Raw genomic sequence first — 14,331 nt, forward strand, 5'->3', positions numbered from 1 at the left:
TAAAGCACAACAATTCCATGAAGTTAGACAAGGTTTTGCCTTAATTTCGCCTCAGGAATTATGCAGTTTCATCCGGAGATTTTTTACGAGTTTTCTCCGCTGGCGGCGAGGCCATGGGACAAGGAGAAGGAGGTCGGGGATGAGGGACAAAACCGAACAAAACGGCTTGGCACGCCGTATCGAAGCCGCGCGCGCCCGAATGGGGCGGTTCGCGCAGGACGAGGATGGAGCGGTTTTCATCTTCAGCCTACAGGTTTTGATCGTGCTGATGGTCATTGGCGGCATTGCGATTGATTTCGTCCGCCAAGACGAACGCCGTACGCTTATCCAAAGCTCGCTCGACCGAGCCGCGCTCGCCGCCGCCAATCTGGATCAGACGCTCGATCCCGCGACCGTGGCGAAAGACTACCTCTCCACCAGCGGCCTCGACTATCTCAATATCGAGCCCGTGGTCGAAGAGGGCGCGCAGAAGGAATACCGCCGCGTATCGATGACCGCGCAGGATGACATGCCGACGATCTTCGGTGACCTGATCGGCTTCGGCGTCGATTCCTTCCGCTCCAACACCGCAGCCAAAGCCGAGGAATCCATCGGCAATGTCGAAATCTCGATGGTGCTCGACGTCTCCGGCTCCATGGGCCAGACGGATTCCGGCTCCTACTATGGCGAGACGAAGATCGCCTCGCTGCGCGATGCCGCGACGAATTTCACCAACAAGATGTTCGACAACGTTCAGCCTCCCGGCGCGCCGGCCGGTCGCCTTTCGATCTCGATCGTGCCGTACAACCAGCAGGTCTCGCTCGGCCCCGATCTGGCGGCGGCGTACAATCTGTCGAACGATCACAGCTACAACACTTGCGCCGACGTGCAGCTTCAGGGGTTCAACAGCGTGAGCCTGCCGACCACCGGCCTGCAGCGCACCATGTATGGCTGGAGCTACGATTTCATCGGCCAGAACATGTATGTCCGGAAATACCTCAGCAACTCCGGCGAGAACTGCTACGATCACAGCTATTCCGACGTCATGGCCTTCGAGGACAACCAGAACGACGTCGTGAACAAGATTGCGTCGTTGCGTGCAGGAGGTGACACAGCGATCGACATCGGCGCTCGCTGGGGCTTCGCGCTGCTCGACCCTTCGGCCAAACCGGTCTCGGCTGCCCTGGTCCAAAACGGGACGATCTCCGCTGATGTGGACGACCGCCCCCTGCCCTATCCCGCGACCGGTCAGAGCATCGATGAACGCTCGATGAAGGTGATGATCCTGATGACCGACGGTCAGAACACACGCACCTTCTCGACGCGGATGCAGTATCGGACGGGCGATTCCGGCCTGTTCTCTGTCGACAGTTCGACGGCCTTCAATGACGACAGCACGACCATGTCGAAAATGTACTGGTTCTCGCAAGACCGCGCAGATCAGGGAGAGAAGCCCTACTACTCCTTCGCCGATCGCAACTGGTACGCACCGGAGGACATCGGCACCTACACGACCACGAGGGAATGCCACAAAGAGCTCAAATACAACTGGAGATACGGCTACTACTGGGACACTGTCTGCGAGGACGTGCCTCAGTTCGAGCATCGCGACCTGCATGCGATCGACTGGCGCACCGTCTGGAGCAAAGGATGGACGCTGCAATATGTGATCCAGACCTTCCTTCTGCCGCCGCGCCAGCGCCTAGACCCGCAGGAATCCGTGGCTTCGATCTATGACGAGATGGCTATCTCCTCGATGTTCTCGGAGAAGGACAAGAACTTGCACGACGTGTGCCAGGCCGGGAAAAGCAAAGATATCATCGTCTTCACCGTGGCCGTGGATGCACCGCAGAGCGGCAAGACCGCGCTCGCCGATTGCAGTTCGGGTCCGAGCTACGAGTATGACGTCGACTCCGCCAATCTCGCGGATGCGTTTTCCTCGATCGCGACGCAGATCTCTACCCTGCGCCTGACGAACTGACCGGAGAGCGCAGAGCATGGCACTGAGCCTGACACATAAACGAGCCTTCCTGAAGGCGGAGGACGGGGCGGTGACGATCCCCGCCCTGCTCTGGATCGTGTTCCTGATCTTCTTCATGTTCGCCGGCATCGAGCTGGGCGTGATCTTCATCAAGCAGACGCTGCTGACCCGCGCGACCGAAGCCACGAGCCGGATCATCCGTATCGGGAACTACTCCAGCATCGACGAGAAAACGCTGCGCCACGAAATCTGCAAACAGGCGGGCTTCTTCGGGAGCAGCTGCATGAACCGGGTTTCGGTCGAGATGTTCCAGGTCGACAAGACGAACTGGACCTCCTCGATCGCCAATCACCCGGTGCGCTGCGAGGATTTCTCGGACGTAACCAAGCCACCGCCCGCCGGCACGCTGGAATCCGCCGCCCCGGATCAACTGATCCTCGTGCGGGTCTGCCTGCGCGAAAAGCCGATGCTGCTGGAAGATTTCATCGCACAAGCCTTCCTCGAAGCATCGCCGGTCGGCGCGGATGGCGATTATGCCTTGGTGGCAACGACCGCGATCGTGATCGAACCGGCGGTCGCCTCTGCTGCAGGAGGGACCTGAGCGATGGTCATGGCAAAGATGCGCAATTTACTCCGCCGCCTCCGCGACGACGAGACCGGATCCATCCCGATCGAAGGGCTGATGGCCTTCATCATGCTGTCGGGCTGGCTGATCCTGTCGATCGAAATGTATGACGTGTTTAAAATTCGCGGCGCTGCGACACGGGCCAATGTAACGGTCTCGGACCTGATCTCGCGCGAACGGGATCCAATCGGTCCGAAATTCGTCGCAGGCATCAAACAGGTCTACGATTTCGCGACCGGCAATAGCGACCCGTCGCGTAGCTGGATGCGTGTGACCTTGGTAAGCTGTTGGGACGATCCGCTTGATCTGGGACACGCCTGCAACGATCCCACCGAAGGCAGCGACGCAAAAAAGGTGAAGCTGGACGATTCCTACGCGACCGGTCTGGCGCAAAGCTACACGCAGGAGGCGCTCGATCTCGAGGCGGATCGCATTCCGGTCCTCGCGGCGGGCGATCAGGCGCTCATCGTGGAGACCTCCTACGCTTATGACCTCCCCTTCAAGCTTTCTGAAGCGTACAAGGCCTATCTGACGTCAATCGGCGAGGATCCGACCAAGCATTTCGTCGGCTTCCACGACGCGATCTCGTTCGACAATTTCATCGTCACCCGCCCCCGCGTCGCACGTCTGACGTGGAGCGACGCAGACTGAGCGGCAGCGCGAACGCCGCGCTCAGCCGTGGTCGCGCCAGCGATTGACGATCGGATAACGGCGATCCAGCCAGAACGCCTTGCTCGACAGGCGCGTGCCCGGCGCGGACTGGTGGCGCTTCCACTCCGAGATATACAGCAGATGCTCGACCTTCTTGATCGTCTCGCGCTCGTAGCCTTCGGCCACGAGATCGGCGACCGAAGCGTCGCGCTCCACCAGCCCTTCGAGGATGCCATCGAGCACCGGATAGGGCGGCAGGCTGTCCTCGTCCTTCTGGTCGGGCCGTAGCTCTGCGGAGGGCGGCTTGTCGATGATCTCGCGCGGGATCACCTCGCCTTCCGGGCCCTTCATCCAGTCGCGGTAATTCGTATTGCGCCAGCGGCAGGTCTCGAAAACGCGGGTCTTGTAGAGGTCCTTGATCGGATTGTAACCGCCCGCCATGTCGCCATAGATCGTCGCATAGCCCACGGCCATTTCCGACTTGTTGCCGGTGGTCAGAAGCATCTCGCCGAACTTGTTCGACAGCGCCATCAGCATCACACCGCGCAGACGCGATTGGATGTTTTCCTCGGTTACGTCGGGCTCGGTGCCTTCCATCAGATGGGCAAGCGCCTCCGAGACCGCATCGCGCGCCCCGTCGATCCGCACCGTATCGAGCCGCATCCCCTGCCGCTTTGCCAGATCGGCCGCATGATCGAGCGATCCCTGCGAGGTGTATTCCGAGGGCAGCATCACGCAATGCACGGCCTCCGGCCCCAGCGCATCCGCCGCGATCGTCGCCACCAGCGCTGAGTCGATCCCGCCCGACAGGCCGAGCACGACCTTGGAAAACCCAGACTTGCGCAGGTAATCGCCAAGGCTTTCGACCATCGCGCGGTAATCCTGCTCCCATTCCGAGGGCTGCGGATCGTCGCGCCCCGCGACGCAGGCCCAGCCTTCGCCGTCGCGCTCGAAATCGACATGGTCGATGATCTCGTCGAAAGGCGCGAATTGCGCGGCCAGTTGCCCGTGACGGTTCAGCACGAAGCTCGCCCCGTCGAAGACCTGATCGTCCTGCCCACCGACCGAATTGAGATAAGCCAGCGGCAGCCCGGTCTCGACCACGCGCGCGACCATATGGGTCATCCGCACGTCGAGCTTGCCCCGGTGATAGGGCGAACCGTTCGGCACGATCAGGATCTCGGCCCCGGTCTCGGCCAGCGTCTCGGCCACGTCGGGGTGCCACGCATCCTCGCAGATAGGCGTCCCGACCCGCACGCCGTTGATCGCATAGGGCCCCGAGATCTGACCGGTATCATAGATGCGATACTCGTCAAAAATCCCGTGATGCGGCAGATCGTGCTTGAGCATCCGCGCGACCAGCGCGCCGTCCTTCCAGACCCAATAGGCGTTATACTGCCCCTGCTCGGTCCAGTAGGGCCCGCCGATGCCCAGCGCCGGACCATCGGTGATCCGCGCACCCAGCGCCTCCATCGCAGCGACCGCGTCGCGCACGAAAGCGGGCTTCGCGATCAGGTCCTGCGTCTGGTAGCCGGTCAGGAACATCTCGGGCAGCACGACCATGTCGGCACCCGCGCGCTTACCCTCTTCCCAAGCAGCAAAGGCCTTCTCGGCATTGGCCTCCAGCGCGCCCACGGTGGGGTTGAGCTGGGCCATGGTGAGGCGGAAACGATCGGCCATAAGCGTCCTCGGGGCTGTTATCGCCCTCTCATTTAGCAGAAAACGCTGAGGTGAAAAGGGGATGGCTGCCCTGCATTTGCCGCCCCTCCCGTGACCCGCCGCGTCACCCACCCCGACACGACCGCTCCAACACCGCCCCCTGCCCGCTTGTCAGGCTACCCCCGCGCAATTAACCTTTCCCCAAGCACGGCAGAGCGCGAATCCACGCGCTCGCGAGACCGGAGCACAGGCAGCACCATCAGGGGGCACGCATGGCAGGCGCGCAGCTTCGCATCGCGACATTGGCAGTTCTGATCGGCTGGACCGCGCAGATCGCGCCGGCGCAAGAGGTCATCACCAAGCAATACGATGACGGCGGGCTCTACGAGGGCACCTTCACCGATGGCAAGCAGGACGGCTATGGCAGCTACAAGCTGCCCTCGGGCTACGAATACGAAGGCCAATGGGTGATGGGCGAGATCAAGGGCAAGGGCCGCGCGCGCTTCCCCAATGGCTCGATCTACGAGGGCGAGTTCGACCACGGCAAACCCAACGGCAAGGGCAAGATCACCTTCGCCGATGGCGGCACCTACGAGGGCGACTGGCTCAACGGTCAGATCACCGGCACCGGCACCGCGCATTACGCCAACGGCTCGGTCTATCAGGGCCAGTTCCGCAACGCGATGCATGACGGCAAGGGCACGCTCGAGAGCGCGAACGGCTATCGCTACGAGGGCGACTGGCTGGGCGGCGTCAAGCAGGGCAACGGCAAGATTACCTATCCCGACGGCTCCACCTATGAGGGACAGATGGCGCATGGCCAGCGCGACGGCACCGGGACACTCACCATGGCGGACGGGCTGACCTATGTCGGCGACTGGAAGGCCGGCCAGATGAACGGTCGCGGCAAGCTGACCCAACCCAATGGCGACGTCTACGAAGGTCAGATGGTCAACGGCAAGCGGCACGGCGCGGGCAAGGTCACCTATGCCAGTGGCGACACCTATGAGGGGGAATTCCTGCTCGACAAGCGCCACGGCACCGGCACGTTCCGCGGCAAGGACGGCTATGTCTATACCGGCCAATGGAAAGAGGGCCGCATCGAGGGTCAGGGCAAGGTGCAGTACCCCGACGGCTCGGTCTATGAGGGCAGTTTCAAGAACGACCTGCCCGACGGTCAGGGCAAGATCACCTATCCCGACGGCTCCAGCTACGAGGGCGGCTGGGCGCATGGTGTCATTCAGGGCACCGGCACCGCGCGCTACGCGAACGGGCTCGTCTATGAGGGCGAGTTCAAGAACGCGCGCAATGACGGGAAGGGCAAGATGACCTACCCGGACGGCTACAGCTACGAGGGCGACTGGGTGAACGGGCAGCGTGAGGGCCAGGGCACCGCGCGCTATGCCGATGGCACGACCTATGAGGGCGCCTTCAAGAACGGCCAGCGCGACGGGACCGGCAAGCTGACCATGCCCGACGGCTTTACCTATGAGGGCGAATGGCGCAACGGCGCGATCGACGGCCAAGGCCGCGCGACCTATGCCAATGGCGACACCTATGTGGGCAGCTTCTCGAATGGCAAACGCGAGGGGCAAGGCACGATGACCTATGCCTCCGGCACGGTCGCGAGCGGCGAATGGTCGAATGACAAGCTGCAGGATACCAGCGCCCCCGCGACGCAGCCCACGCCCGATGCCAGTACCGAGACCCCGCCGGCCCCGGCGAACGAACCGGCGGCGACAGAGCCTTCCGCGAACTGATCCGCTCTTCTAGGCTGGCTTACAGCGCCTCGCCCTTGTCGAGCTTCGCGAGCAGTGCCTCCGCCGTCTTCAGCTTGGCGTCGCGCGTCTCTTTCTTCTGCTTGTCCCAGTTGCGATAGACGAGTCCCATGCGCGGATTGCCCTCGAAGCGCTCCCGGTGCCGATCAAGGAAATGCCAGTAGAGGCTGTTGAACGGGCAAGCCTTCTCGCCGTCCTTCGCCTTCACATCATAGGCGCAGCCCGCGCAGTAATCCGACATCTTGTCGATATAAGCGCCCGAGGAAATGTAAGGCTTCGAGGCCACCACCCCACCATCCGCGAACTGGCTCATCCCCGCCGTGTTCGGCGCCTCCACCCACTCATAGGCGTCGATATAGACCGCGAGATACCAATCCTGCACTTGGCGCGGGTCGATCCCGGCCAGCAGCGCAAAATTGCCTGTGACCATCAGACGCTGGATGTGATGCGCATAGGCCAGATCGCGGGTCTGCCCGATCGCCGCCTTCATGCAGGCCATCTCCGTCTCGCCCGACCAGTAAAACCACGGCAGGTCGCGCTTGTGGTGCAGCGCATTGCGCGAAGTATAATCGGGCCCCTCAACGAAGTAGATCCCGCGCATATATTCGCGCCAACCAAGGATCTGCCGGATGAACCCTTCCACCGAATTGATCGGCGCATCGCCCGCCTTGTAGGCCTCTTCCGCGGCCTTGCAGACCTCCAGCGGCGAGAGCAGCCCGAGATTGATGCTCGACGACAGGATCGAGTGGTGCAGCAGCCGGTCCTCGGCCAGCATCGCATCCTGATAGGTCCCGAAATCGCGCAGGTTATGGGCGATGAAATGCTCCAGCGCGCGTTCGGCCTGCGCGCGGCTGACCGGCCAGTTGAATTCGTCGAGCGATCCGAAATTGTTCGGGAATTCCGCCTCGACCATCTCGAGCACCTCCTGCACCAGCGCATCCTTGCGGAAGGTCGGCGCGGGCTCGCGGAACAGGTCAGGCTGGGCGGGCTTGCGGTTTTCCTTGTCGAAATTCCATTCGCCGCCCGCCGGATCGTCGCCCTCCATCAAGAGCCCCGTCTCGCGGCGCATCTCGCGGTAGAACCACTCCATCCGCAATTCCTTGCGCCCCTCGGCCCACTCCGCGAAGCGTTTCTCGGAGCAGATGAAGCGGTCGTCGGGAAGTTGCCGGATCTTGATCGGCGCGCTCTCGAAGGCCTGACGCAAACGCCATTCGCCGGGGGCGAGCGTCACCACCTCCTCGGCCCCCTCTTCCTCGGCGCGGCGCGCGAATTCGCCCACCAGCGAGCCTGCGTTGTCGTCGTCGGTCAGCTTCGTATAGCGAACATGCCAGCCGTCGCGCTCCAACTCGTCGGCGAAGCGACGCATGGCGGCGAAGGTCAGGGCCAGCTTCTGCTTGTGATGGCCGGTATAGGTCGCTTCCTCGCGCACCTCGGCCATGACCACCACATCCGTGCCCTTGTCGCCGCAGCGCAAAGCCGCGCCATCATGGCTCAGCTGGTCGCCCAGCACCGCGATCAGCTTAGTCATAGATCATCTTTCGGGTCATGCCGCCATCGACGACCAACACCTGCCCCGTCACGAAGCCGGCATCGGCAAGGTACAACACCGCGTCGGCGATGTCGGAAGGCGCGCCCACCCGGCCCACCGGATGCTGCGCGTGATCCTCTTTGCTCAAGGCCTCGCCGCTCGAATTGATCCAGCCGGGCGCGATGGCGTTGACCCGAACTTCCGGCCCGAGGCTCACCGCCATCGCATGGGTCATCGAGGTGACGCCGCCCTTCGCCGCCGCATAGGCGAAGGTGTCGGGCTCGGATTGCAGCGCGCGCGTCGAGGCCATGTTGACCACCGCGCCGCGACCCTTGCGCAAGGCGGGCAGAGCCTCGCGCGTCATCAGGAACGTGCCCGTCAGATGCGGATCGATCCACCTATGCCACGCTTCCAGCGTCAGTTCCTCCAGCGGTCCGCATTCGGGATTGGCCGGACCGCCATTATTCACCAAGAGATCGAGCGTCTCGAACCCGGCCTCCGCGACGGCGGCGCGAATGTCATCCTCGCTCCCTAGATCGCAGCGGATCGCCTGCAAGCCTTCGCGCGCCTCCAGCGGGTCGATATCCAGATCGAGCGCCGCGACCTGCCAGCCGCGATCCAGCAGCGCCTCGGTGATCGCGCGGCCGATCCCGCGTGCGGCGCCGGTGACGATGGCGTTTCGGGTTACCATGGGATCTCCTTGCCTGCGTAATCGTAAAACCCGCCCGATTGCGCGGGGGTCAGCCCGTCCAGCACATCCAGCAACCGGCGCGCGGCGTCTTCCGGGGCGAGCTTGTCGCGCGGGTAATCGGCGGTAAAGGGGGTGTCGACCGTGCCGGGATGCAGCGCCGCGACCACGAGCTGCTTGTGAGAGCGCCCCAGTTCGATCGCCGCGCCGTGCAGCACCTGGTTCAGCGCCGCTTTCGAGGTCCGATAGCTATACCAGCCGCCCAAGCCGTTATCCCCGATCGAGCCGACCCGCGCCGAGAGCGCCGCAAACCGTGCGGGCTGGTCGCGGGGCAACAGGCGGGCCGCGTGTTTCAGCACCAGCGCCGGGCCCATCGCATTCACGGCGAACTGGGTCTGCAATTCCTCGGGCGTCAGATGCGACAGCGCCTTTTCCGGCGTGCCAAGTGCGCCCGAGGCCACGAAGATCAGATCGACCGGCCCCTCGATCCCGCGCAGCCCCGCCTCGACCGAACCCTCATCGGTCACATCGAATCCATCGCGCGACCGCGACAACCCCGTCACCGTGAAGCCGCGCGCTTCCAGCTCGGCCCGGATCGCCGAACCGATCCCGCCCGTATCTCCGATCACGATTGCCTGACCCGCCACCTTGTCCTCCGTCATATGCGCCCAACGGCTACGCGCCCCCGCCGCGAGCGGTTCCTTTTTTGCTTTTCATTTATCGCTTGGCGCCTATAGTGCCCCTCATGACACGGGTTAAGCATATTCAACTCACCGCAGCCGGGGCTCTCGCCCAAGGCGCGATGCCCCGTGGTCTCCTTCTTCTTAGCAGCCTCTGAGCGTGCCTTCGGGCGCGAACGCTCAGGGGTAACCAGCGCCCGGACAACTTCCGAAAGCCACCGCGCAATGCTGGCCTTCGGGACCAAGTAACGCTAAGAGCCAAGACGAAAGAGACTAGCAGATGGCCCAGACCATGATCGACAAAAACCGCGTTCTGATTTTCGACACGACCCTGCGCGATGGCGAGCAATCGCCGGGCGCGACGATGACCCATGACGAGAAGCTCGAGATCGCCGATCTGCTCGACGAAATGGGCGTCGACATCATCGAGGCCGGCTTCCCCATCGCCTCCGAGGGCGATTTCGAAGCCGTCAGCGATATAGCGAAACGCGCCAAGTTCTCGACGATTTGCGGGCTGGCCCGCGCGAAGCTGCCCGATATCGACCGCTGCTGGGAAGCCGTGCAGCACGCGAAATCGCCGCGCATCCATACCTTCATCGGCACCTCGCCGCTGCACCGCGCGATCCCGAACCTGACGATGGACGAGATGGCCGACGTCATCCACGAGACCGTCAGCCACGCGCGCAACCTGTGCGACAACGTGCAATGGTCGCCGATGGACGCGACCCGGACCGAGCATGACTACCTCTGCCGTGTCGTCGAGATTGCGATCAAGGCGGGTGCAACCACGATCAACATCCCCGACACCGTGGGCTATACCGCGCCGACCGAATCCGCCGACCTGATCCGGATGCTGCTCGAGCGGGTGCCGGGCGCCGACGAGATCATCTTCGCAACGCATTGCCACAACGATCTGGGCATGGCGACGGCGAACGCGCTGGCCGCGGTCGATGCGGGCGCGCGCCAGATCGAATGCACGATAAACGGTCTGGGCGAGCGCGCGGGCAACACCGCGCTCGAAGAGGTGGTGATGGCGATGAAGGTCCGTCAGGACATCATGCCCTACCAGACCCATATAGACACGACGAAGATCATGAATATCTCGCGCCGCGTGGCGCAGGTTTCGGGCTTCCCGGTGCAGTTCAACAAGGCGATCGTCGGCAAGAACGCCTTCCTGCACGAAAGCGGCATTCACCAGGATGGCGTGCTGAAGAACGTCGAGACCTTCGAGATCATGAAGCCCGCCGATATCGGCCTCAACGAGGCGAATATCGCGATGGGCAAACACTCGGGCCGCGCCGCTCTGCGCGCGAAGCTCAAGGATCTGGGCTACGAGCTGGGCGACAACCAGCTCAAGGACGTCTTCGTCCGCTTCAAGGCGCTGGCCGACCGCAAGAAGGAAATCTACGACGAGGACCTGATCGCGCTGATGACCGACAGCGCCGCGAACACCGCCGATGACTACCTGCAGGTGAAATGGCTGCGCGTGGTCTGCGGTTCGGACGGTCAGGAAGCCGAGCTGAAGATGCTCGTCGACGGCGAGGAGAAATCCAGCAAGTGCCAAGGCGACGGCCCGGTCGATGCGGTCTTCAACTGCGTCAAGGAAATCTACCCGACGCAAGCGAAGCTGAAGCTCTATCAGGTGCATGCCGTGACCGAAGGCACCGACGCGCAGGCGACCGTTTCGGTGCGCCTCGAGGAAGACGGGCGGATCGGCACGGGGGCCGCGTCGGATACCGACACGATCCTCGCTTCGGTGAAGGCCTATGTCGGCGCGCTCAACCGCCTGCGCTTCCGCAGCCAGAAAACCGCGCCCGACGCGGATGTGAAAACGGTGAGCTACAAGCTCTGAGGCGACCACAAACTGCACAGCTTTCGGGCAGCCCGCGAAGGGCTGCCCGTTTTCAATCCAGCCCCCGCGAATTCCCCGATTTCAGCACGATTTCGTGACGTATCGCATATCTGTAATTTCAAGCACTTTTTCCGGGCGAAATCCGTCCAAAATGTTGAAAAAGGTCAATCCCTTGGCCTAGCCTCAGCGGATAACCGCAGGGGGGCCTTGCCGACAGCGCAAATCCGCTTCCCCGTAAGGGCCGCTTTGACTATACGAGGCGCGGGCCGTGGCTTGGCGCGAGTCGCGGTGTTTCTAAGAAATTTGGGATGGGACAGGCGTAATATGGTTGGTGGGATCTTCTCCTCGGACATGGCGATCGACCTCGGGACGGCGAACACGCTGGTCTATGTCAAAGGCAAGGGGATCGTGCTGAACGAACCCTCGGTGGTCGCCTATCACGTCAAGGACGGCAAAAAGCAGGTGCTGGCGGTCGGGGAAGACGCCAAGCTGATGCTCGGCCGCACCCCCGGCTCGATCGAAGCGATCCGCCCGATGCGCGACGGCGTCATCGCGGATTTCGACAGCGCCGAGGAAATGATCAAGCATTTCATCCGCAAGGTGCACAAGCGCTCGACCTTCTCGAAGCCGAAGATCATCGTCTGCGTCCCGCATGGCGCGACCCCGGTGGAGAAGCGCGCGATCCGTCAGTCGGTTCTCTCGGCAGGTGCGCGCCGCGCCGGCCTGATCGCAGAACCGATCGCAGCGGCCATCGGTGCCGGCATGCCGATCACCGACCCCACGGGCTCGATGGTGGTCGATATCGGCGGCGGCACGACCGAAGTGGCCGTCCTCTCGCTGGGCGACATCGTCTATGCGCGCTCGGTGCGCGTGGGCGGCGACCGCATGGACGAGGCGATCATCTCCTACCTGCGCCGCAACCAGAACCTTCTCGTGGGCGAATCCACCGCAGAGCGGATCAAGACCACGATCGGCACCGCGCGGATGCCCGATGACGGGCGCGGCATGTCGCTCCACGTGCGCGGTCGCGACCTGCTCAACGGCGTGCCGAAAGAAACCGAAATCACCCAGGCGCAGGTCGCCGAGGCGCTGTCCGAGCCCGTCCAGTCGATCTGTGACGCGGTGATGCAGGCGCTGGAAACGACCCCGCCGGACCTCGCCGCCGACATCGTCGATCGTGGTGTGATGCTGACCGGTGGCGGTGCGCTTCTGGGCGAGCTGGATCTGGCCCTGCGCGAGCAGACGGGTCTCTCGATCTCGATCGCCGATCAGTCGCTCAACTGTGTTGCCCTCGGCACCGGCAAGGCGCTTGAATATGAAAAGCAGCTTCGCCACGTCATTGATTACGACAGCTGAGACGGGGCCGGGATCGCACCACGCCCGGCCAGTGATCTGACCGGAGACGGATTTGGCCAGAAATCGCGACGACCAAGACTATATCGGACCGCTGCGCCGACTGGGCGTTGCGGTTCTTGTCGTCATATTGCTCGCGCTCTTCCTCGTCTGGCGCATCGACAGCCCGCGGATGGAGCGGTTCCGCTCTGCCCTCGTGGATCGCTTCGTGCCCAGCTTCGATTGGGCGATGGCCCCGGTCACGAAACTGACCGACATGGTCGAGGGCTTCCAATCCTATTCCCGCATCTACGAACAGAACCAGGAGTTGCGCCGCGAGCTGCAGCAGATGAAGGCGTGGAAGGAAGCCGCCGTTCAGCTGGAGCAGCAAAACGCGAAGCTTCTGGCGCAGAACAAGGTGCGGCTCGATCCGAAACTGACCTCCGTGTCGGGGCGCGTGCTGGCCGATAGCGGCTCGCCCTTCCGCAAATCGGTGCTGCTGAATGTCGGTAAGCGCGACGGCATCGTCGATGGCTGGGCCACGATGGACGGGCTGGGCCTTGTGGGCCGGATCTCGGGCGTGGGCTCTTCGACCTCGCGGGTGCTGCTGCTGACCGACGCCTCGAGCCGCATCCCGGTCTCGATCCCGGCCTCGGGGCAGAACGCGATCCTCGCGGGCGACAACTCCCCCTACCCGTTCGTGGATTTCCTCGAACATCCCGACCGCGTGCGCCCGGGCGACCGCGTGATCTCCTCGGGCGATGGTGGGGTCTTCCCGGCGGGACTGCTGGTCGGTCAGGTTTTCCAGGGCCGCGACAAGCGGCTGCGCGTGCGCCTCGCGGCCGATTACGAGCGGCTCGACTTCCTGCGCGTGCTGCGCTCGCACCCGGCCGAGCGGATCGAGAATGCAGGCGGGCTGATCGCGCCCGACCCGAAAGTCATCGAACAGGAAGCCGCCGAGAAGGCGCGCTCGGAGGCCGCCGAGGGCGCGCTCGAACCCGATGACGGGTCGGAGGACGGCAACGGGGGCAGCCAATGATCGACCCCATCACCCGCCGCCGCCTCAGCTACCGCACGCTCTTCGTCGTGATCGGCCTCGTGCTGATCTTCGTGCGCCTGATGCCGGTCGACCATTCGCCGGGCGGCCTGCCCGGCCCCGACCTGACCTTGGCCCTGACGCTCGCTTGGGTACTGCGGCGGCCCGAATACGCCCCGGCCCTGCTGATCGTTCTGGTCTTCCTGCTTGAAGACATCATGTTCTGGCGGCCCATCGGGCTTTGGGCGCTGATCGTCCTCGGCGCGACCGAATTCCTGCGCCGCCGCGAGCAAAGCCTGCGTGATCTGCCCTTCGCGCTGGAATGGGCATTGGTCGCGGGGCTGCTGATCGCTATGGTGGCGGTGAAGCGCATCGTCCTGCTGGTCACGATGGTCGATCAGCCGAGCCTCGGGCTGGAACTGTTCCAGATGCTGGTTACGCTGGCCGCCTACCCGGTGGTGGTGCTGGTGTCGCGGGTGGCCTTCGGGCTGCGCCGCGCCGCACCCGGCGAGGTCGACGCCTACGGACATCGAATGTGAGGG

12 protein-coding genes are annotated in these 14,331 nt (G+C 63.5%); 8 read left to right on the forward strand and 4 right to left on the reverse strand.

The window, feature by feature from the left end; all coding sequences use genetic code 11:
• Window positions 1-139: 139 nt before the first annotated feature.
• Genes BMI87_RS06550 through BMI87_RS06560 form a run of 3 tightly spaced genes read left to right on the forward strand, consistent with a single transcriptional unit; the run spans window position 140 to window position 3,236 of the window.
• Window positions 140-1,960 (forward strand): TadE/TadG family type IV pilus assembly protein, encoded by a 1,821-nt coding sequence (locus tag BMI87_RS06550; RefSeq protein WP_078520355.1) that lies wholly within the window; start codon window positions 140-142, stop codon window positions 1,958-1,960.
• A gap of 16 nt (window positions 1,961-1,976) precedes the next feature.
• Window positions 1,977-2,561 carry a TadE/TadG family type IV pilus assembly protein gene (locus tag BMI87_RS06555; protein WP_078520356.1) on the forward strand — a complete coding sequence of 195 codons (585 nt, stop codon included), beginning with the start codon at window positions 1,977-1,979 and terminating at the stop codon, window positions 2,559-2,561.
• Window positions 2,562-2,564: 3 nt separating this feature from the next.
• Window positions 2,565-3,236, forward strand: a complete 672-nt coding sequence (locus BMI87_RS06560) for a TadE/TadG family type IV pilus assembly protein (RefSeq protein ID WP_078520357.1) — start codon at window positions 2,565-2,567, stop codon at window positions 3,234-3,236.
• Window positions 3,237-3,257: 21 nt separating this feature from the next.
• Here BMI87_RS06560 and BMI87_RS06565 read toward each other — a convergent pair whose 3' ends face one another.
• Window positions 3,258-4,916 carry an NAD+ synthase gene (locus BMI87_RS06565; protein WP_078520358.1) on the reverse strand — a complete coding sequence of 553 codons (1,659 nt, stop codon included), beginning with the start codon at window positions 4,914-4,916 and terminating at the stop codon, window positions 3,258-3,260.
• Between the two features lie 251 nt (window positions 4,917-5,167).
• Here BMI87_RS06565 and BMI87_RS06570 point away from each other — a divergent pair, with 251 nt between their 5' ends.
• Entirely contained in the window at window positions 5,168-6,655 is a 1,488-nt protein-coding gene (locus BMI87_RS06570) for an MORN repeat-containing protein (RefSeq protein ID WP_078520359.1), read from the forward strand.
• A 19-nt stretch (window positions 6,656-6,674) separates the two neighbouring features.
• Here BMI87_RS06570 and BMI87_RS06575 read toward each other — a convergent pair whose 3' ends face one another.
• From BMI87_RS06575 to BMI87_RS06585, 3 genes are read right to left on the reverse strand one after another with little or no spacing between them, the layout of a single operon-like run.
• Window positions 6,675-8,201 (reverse strand): cryptochrome/photolyase family protein, encoded by a 1,527-nt coding sequence (locus tag BMI87_RS06575; RefSeq protein WP_078520360.1) that lies wholly within the window; start codon window positions 8,199-8,201, stop codon window positions 6,675-6,677.
• The gene (locus BMI87_RS06580) at window positions 8,194-8,892 is read right to left on the reverse strand and encodes an SDR family NAD(P)-dependent oxidoreductase (protein ID WP_078520361.1); all 699 of its coding nucleotides are present in this window, start codon (window positions 8,890-8,892) and stop codon (window positions 8,194-8,196) included. Before BMI87_RS06580 ends, BMI87_RS06575 begins: the two co-directional genes overlap by 8 nt.
• On the reverse strand, window positions 8,886-9,536 hold the full coding sequence (locus BMI87_RS06585) for an SDR family NAD(P)-dependent oxidoreductase (RefSeq protein WP_246832657.1): 651 nt from the start codon (window positions 9,534-9,536) through the stop codon (window positions 8,886-8,888). The genes BMI87_RS06580 and BMI87_RS06585 overlap by 7 nt, the downstream gene beginning before the upstream one ends.
• Before the next feature lie 325 nt (window positions 9,537-9,861).
• Between BMI87_RS06585 and BMI87_RS06590 the strand changes: the two genes are divergently transcribed.
• The 4 genes from BMI87_RS06590 (at window position 9,862) to BMI87_RS06605 (ending at window position 14,328) form a co-directional block, all read left to right on the forward strand.
• Entirely contained in the window at window positions 9,862-11,421 is a 1,560-nt protein-coding gene (locus tag BMI87_RS06590; protein ID WP_078520589.1) for a 2-isopropylmalate synthase, read from the forward strand.
• A gap of 324 nt (window positions 11,422-11,745) precedes the next feature.
• The gene (locus BMI87_RS06595; protein ID WP_038064670.1) at window positions 11,746-12,777 is read left to right on the forward strand and encodes a rod shape-determining protein; all 1,032 of its coding nucleotides are present in this window, start codon (window positions 11,746-11,748) and stop codon (window positions 12,775-12,777) included.
• Between the two features lie 52 nt (window positions 12,778-12,829).
• Window positions 12,830-13,792, forward strand: coding sequence for a rod shape-determining protein MreC (gene mreC / locus BMI87_RS06600; protein ID WP_078520363.1), 963 nt, complete (start codon window positions 12,830-12,832; stop codon window positions 13,790-13,792).
• Window positions 13,789-14,328: a rod shape-determining protein MreD gene (locus BMI87_RS06605; protein WP_078520364.1), complete on the forward strand. Its 540-nt coding sequence runs from the start codon at window positions 13,789-13,791 to the stop codon at window positions 14,326-14,328. Before mreC ends, BMI87_RS06605 begins: the two co-directional genes overlap by 4 nt.
• Window positions 14,329-14,331 lie beyond the last annotated feature (3 nt).

The organism is Thioclava sp. F28-4, assembly GCF_002020045.1.
GTDB classification, from domain to species: Bacteria; Pseudomonadota; Alphaproteobacteria; order Rhodobacterales; family Rhodobacteraceae; genus Thioclava; species Thioclava sediminum.

Excerpts from the sequence above, each read along its gene's own strand:
- BMI87_RS06550 (WP_078520355.1), top strand. The coding sequence starts at position 140 with ATGAGGGACAAAACCGAACAAAACGGCTTGGCACGCCGTATCGAAGCC.
- BMI87_RS06555 (WP_078520356.1), top strand. The coding sequence starts at position 1,977 with ATGGCACTGAGCCTGACACATAAACGAGCCTTCCTGAAGGCGGAGGAC.
- BMI87_RS06560 (WP_078520357.1), top strand. The coding sequence starts at position 2,565 with ATGGTCATGGCAAAGATGCGCAATTTACTCCGCCGCCTCCGCGACGAC.
- BMI87_RS06565 (WP_078520358.1), bottom strand. The coding sequence starts at position 4,916 with ATGGCCGATCGTTTCCGCCTCACCATGGCCCAGCTCAACCCCACCGTG.
- BMI87_RS06570 (WP_078520359.1), top strand. The coding sequence starts at position 5,168 with ATGGCAGGCGCGCAGCTTCGCATCGCGACATTGGCAGTTCTGATCGGC.
- BMI87_RS06575 (WP_078520360.1), bottom strand. The coding sequence starts at position 8,201 with ATGACTAAGCTGATCGCGGTGCTGGGCGACCAGCTGAGCCATGATGGC.
- BMI87_RS06580 (WP_078520361.1), bottom strand. The coding sequence starts at position 8,892 with ATGGTAACCCGAAACGCCATCGTCACCGGCGCCGCACGCGGGATCGGC.
- BMI87_RS06590 (WP_078520589.1), top strand. The coding sequence starts at position 9,862 with ATGATCGACAAAAACCGCGTTCTGATTTTCGACACGACCCTGCGCGAT.
- BMI87_RS06595 (WP_038064670.1), top strand. The coding sequence starts at position 11,746 with ATGGTTGGTGGGATCTTCTCCTCGGACATGGCGATCGACCTCGGGACG.
- BMI87_RS06605 (WP_078520364.1), top strand. The coding sequence starts at position 13,789 with ATGATCGACCCCATCACCCGCCGCCGCCTCAGCTACCGCACGCTCTTC.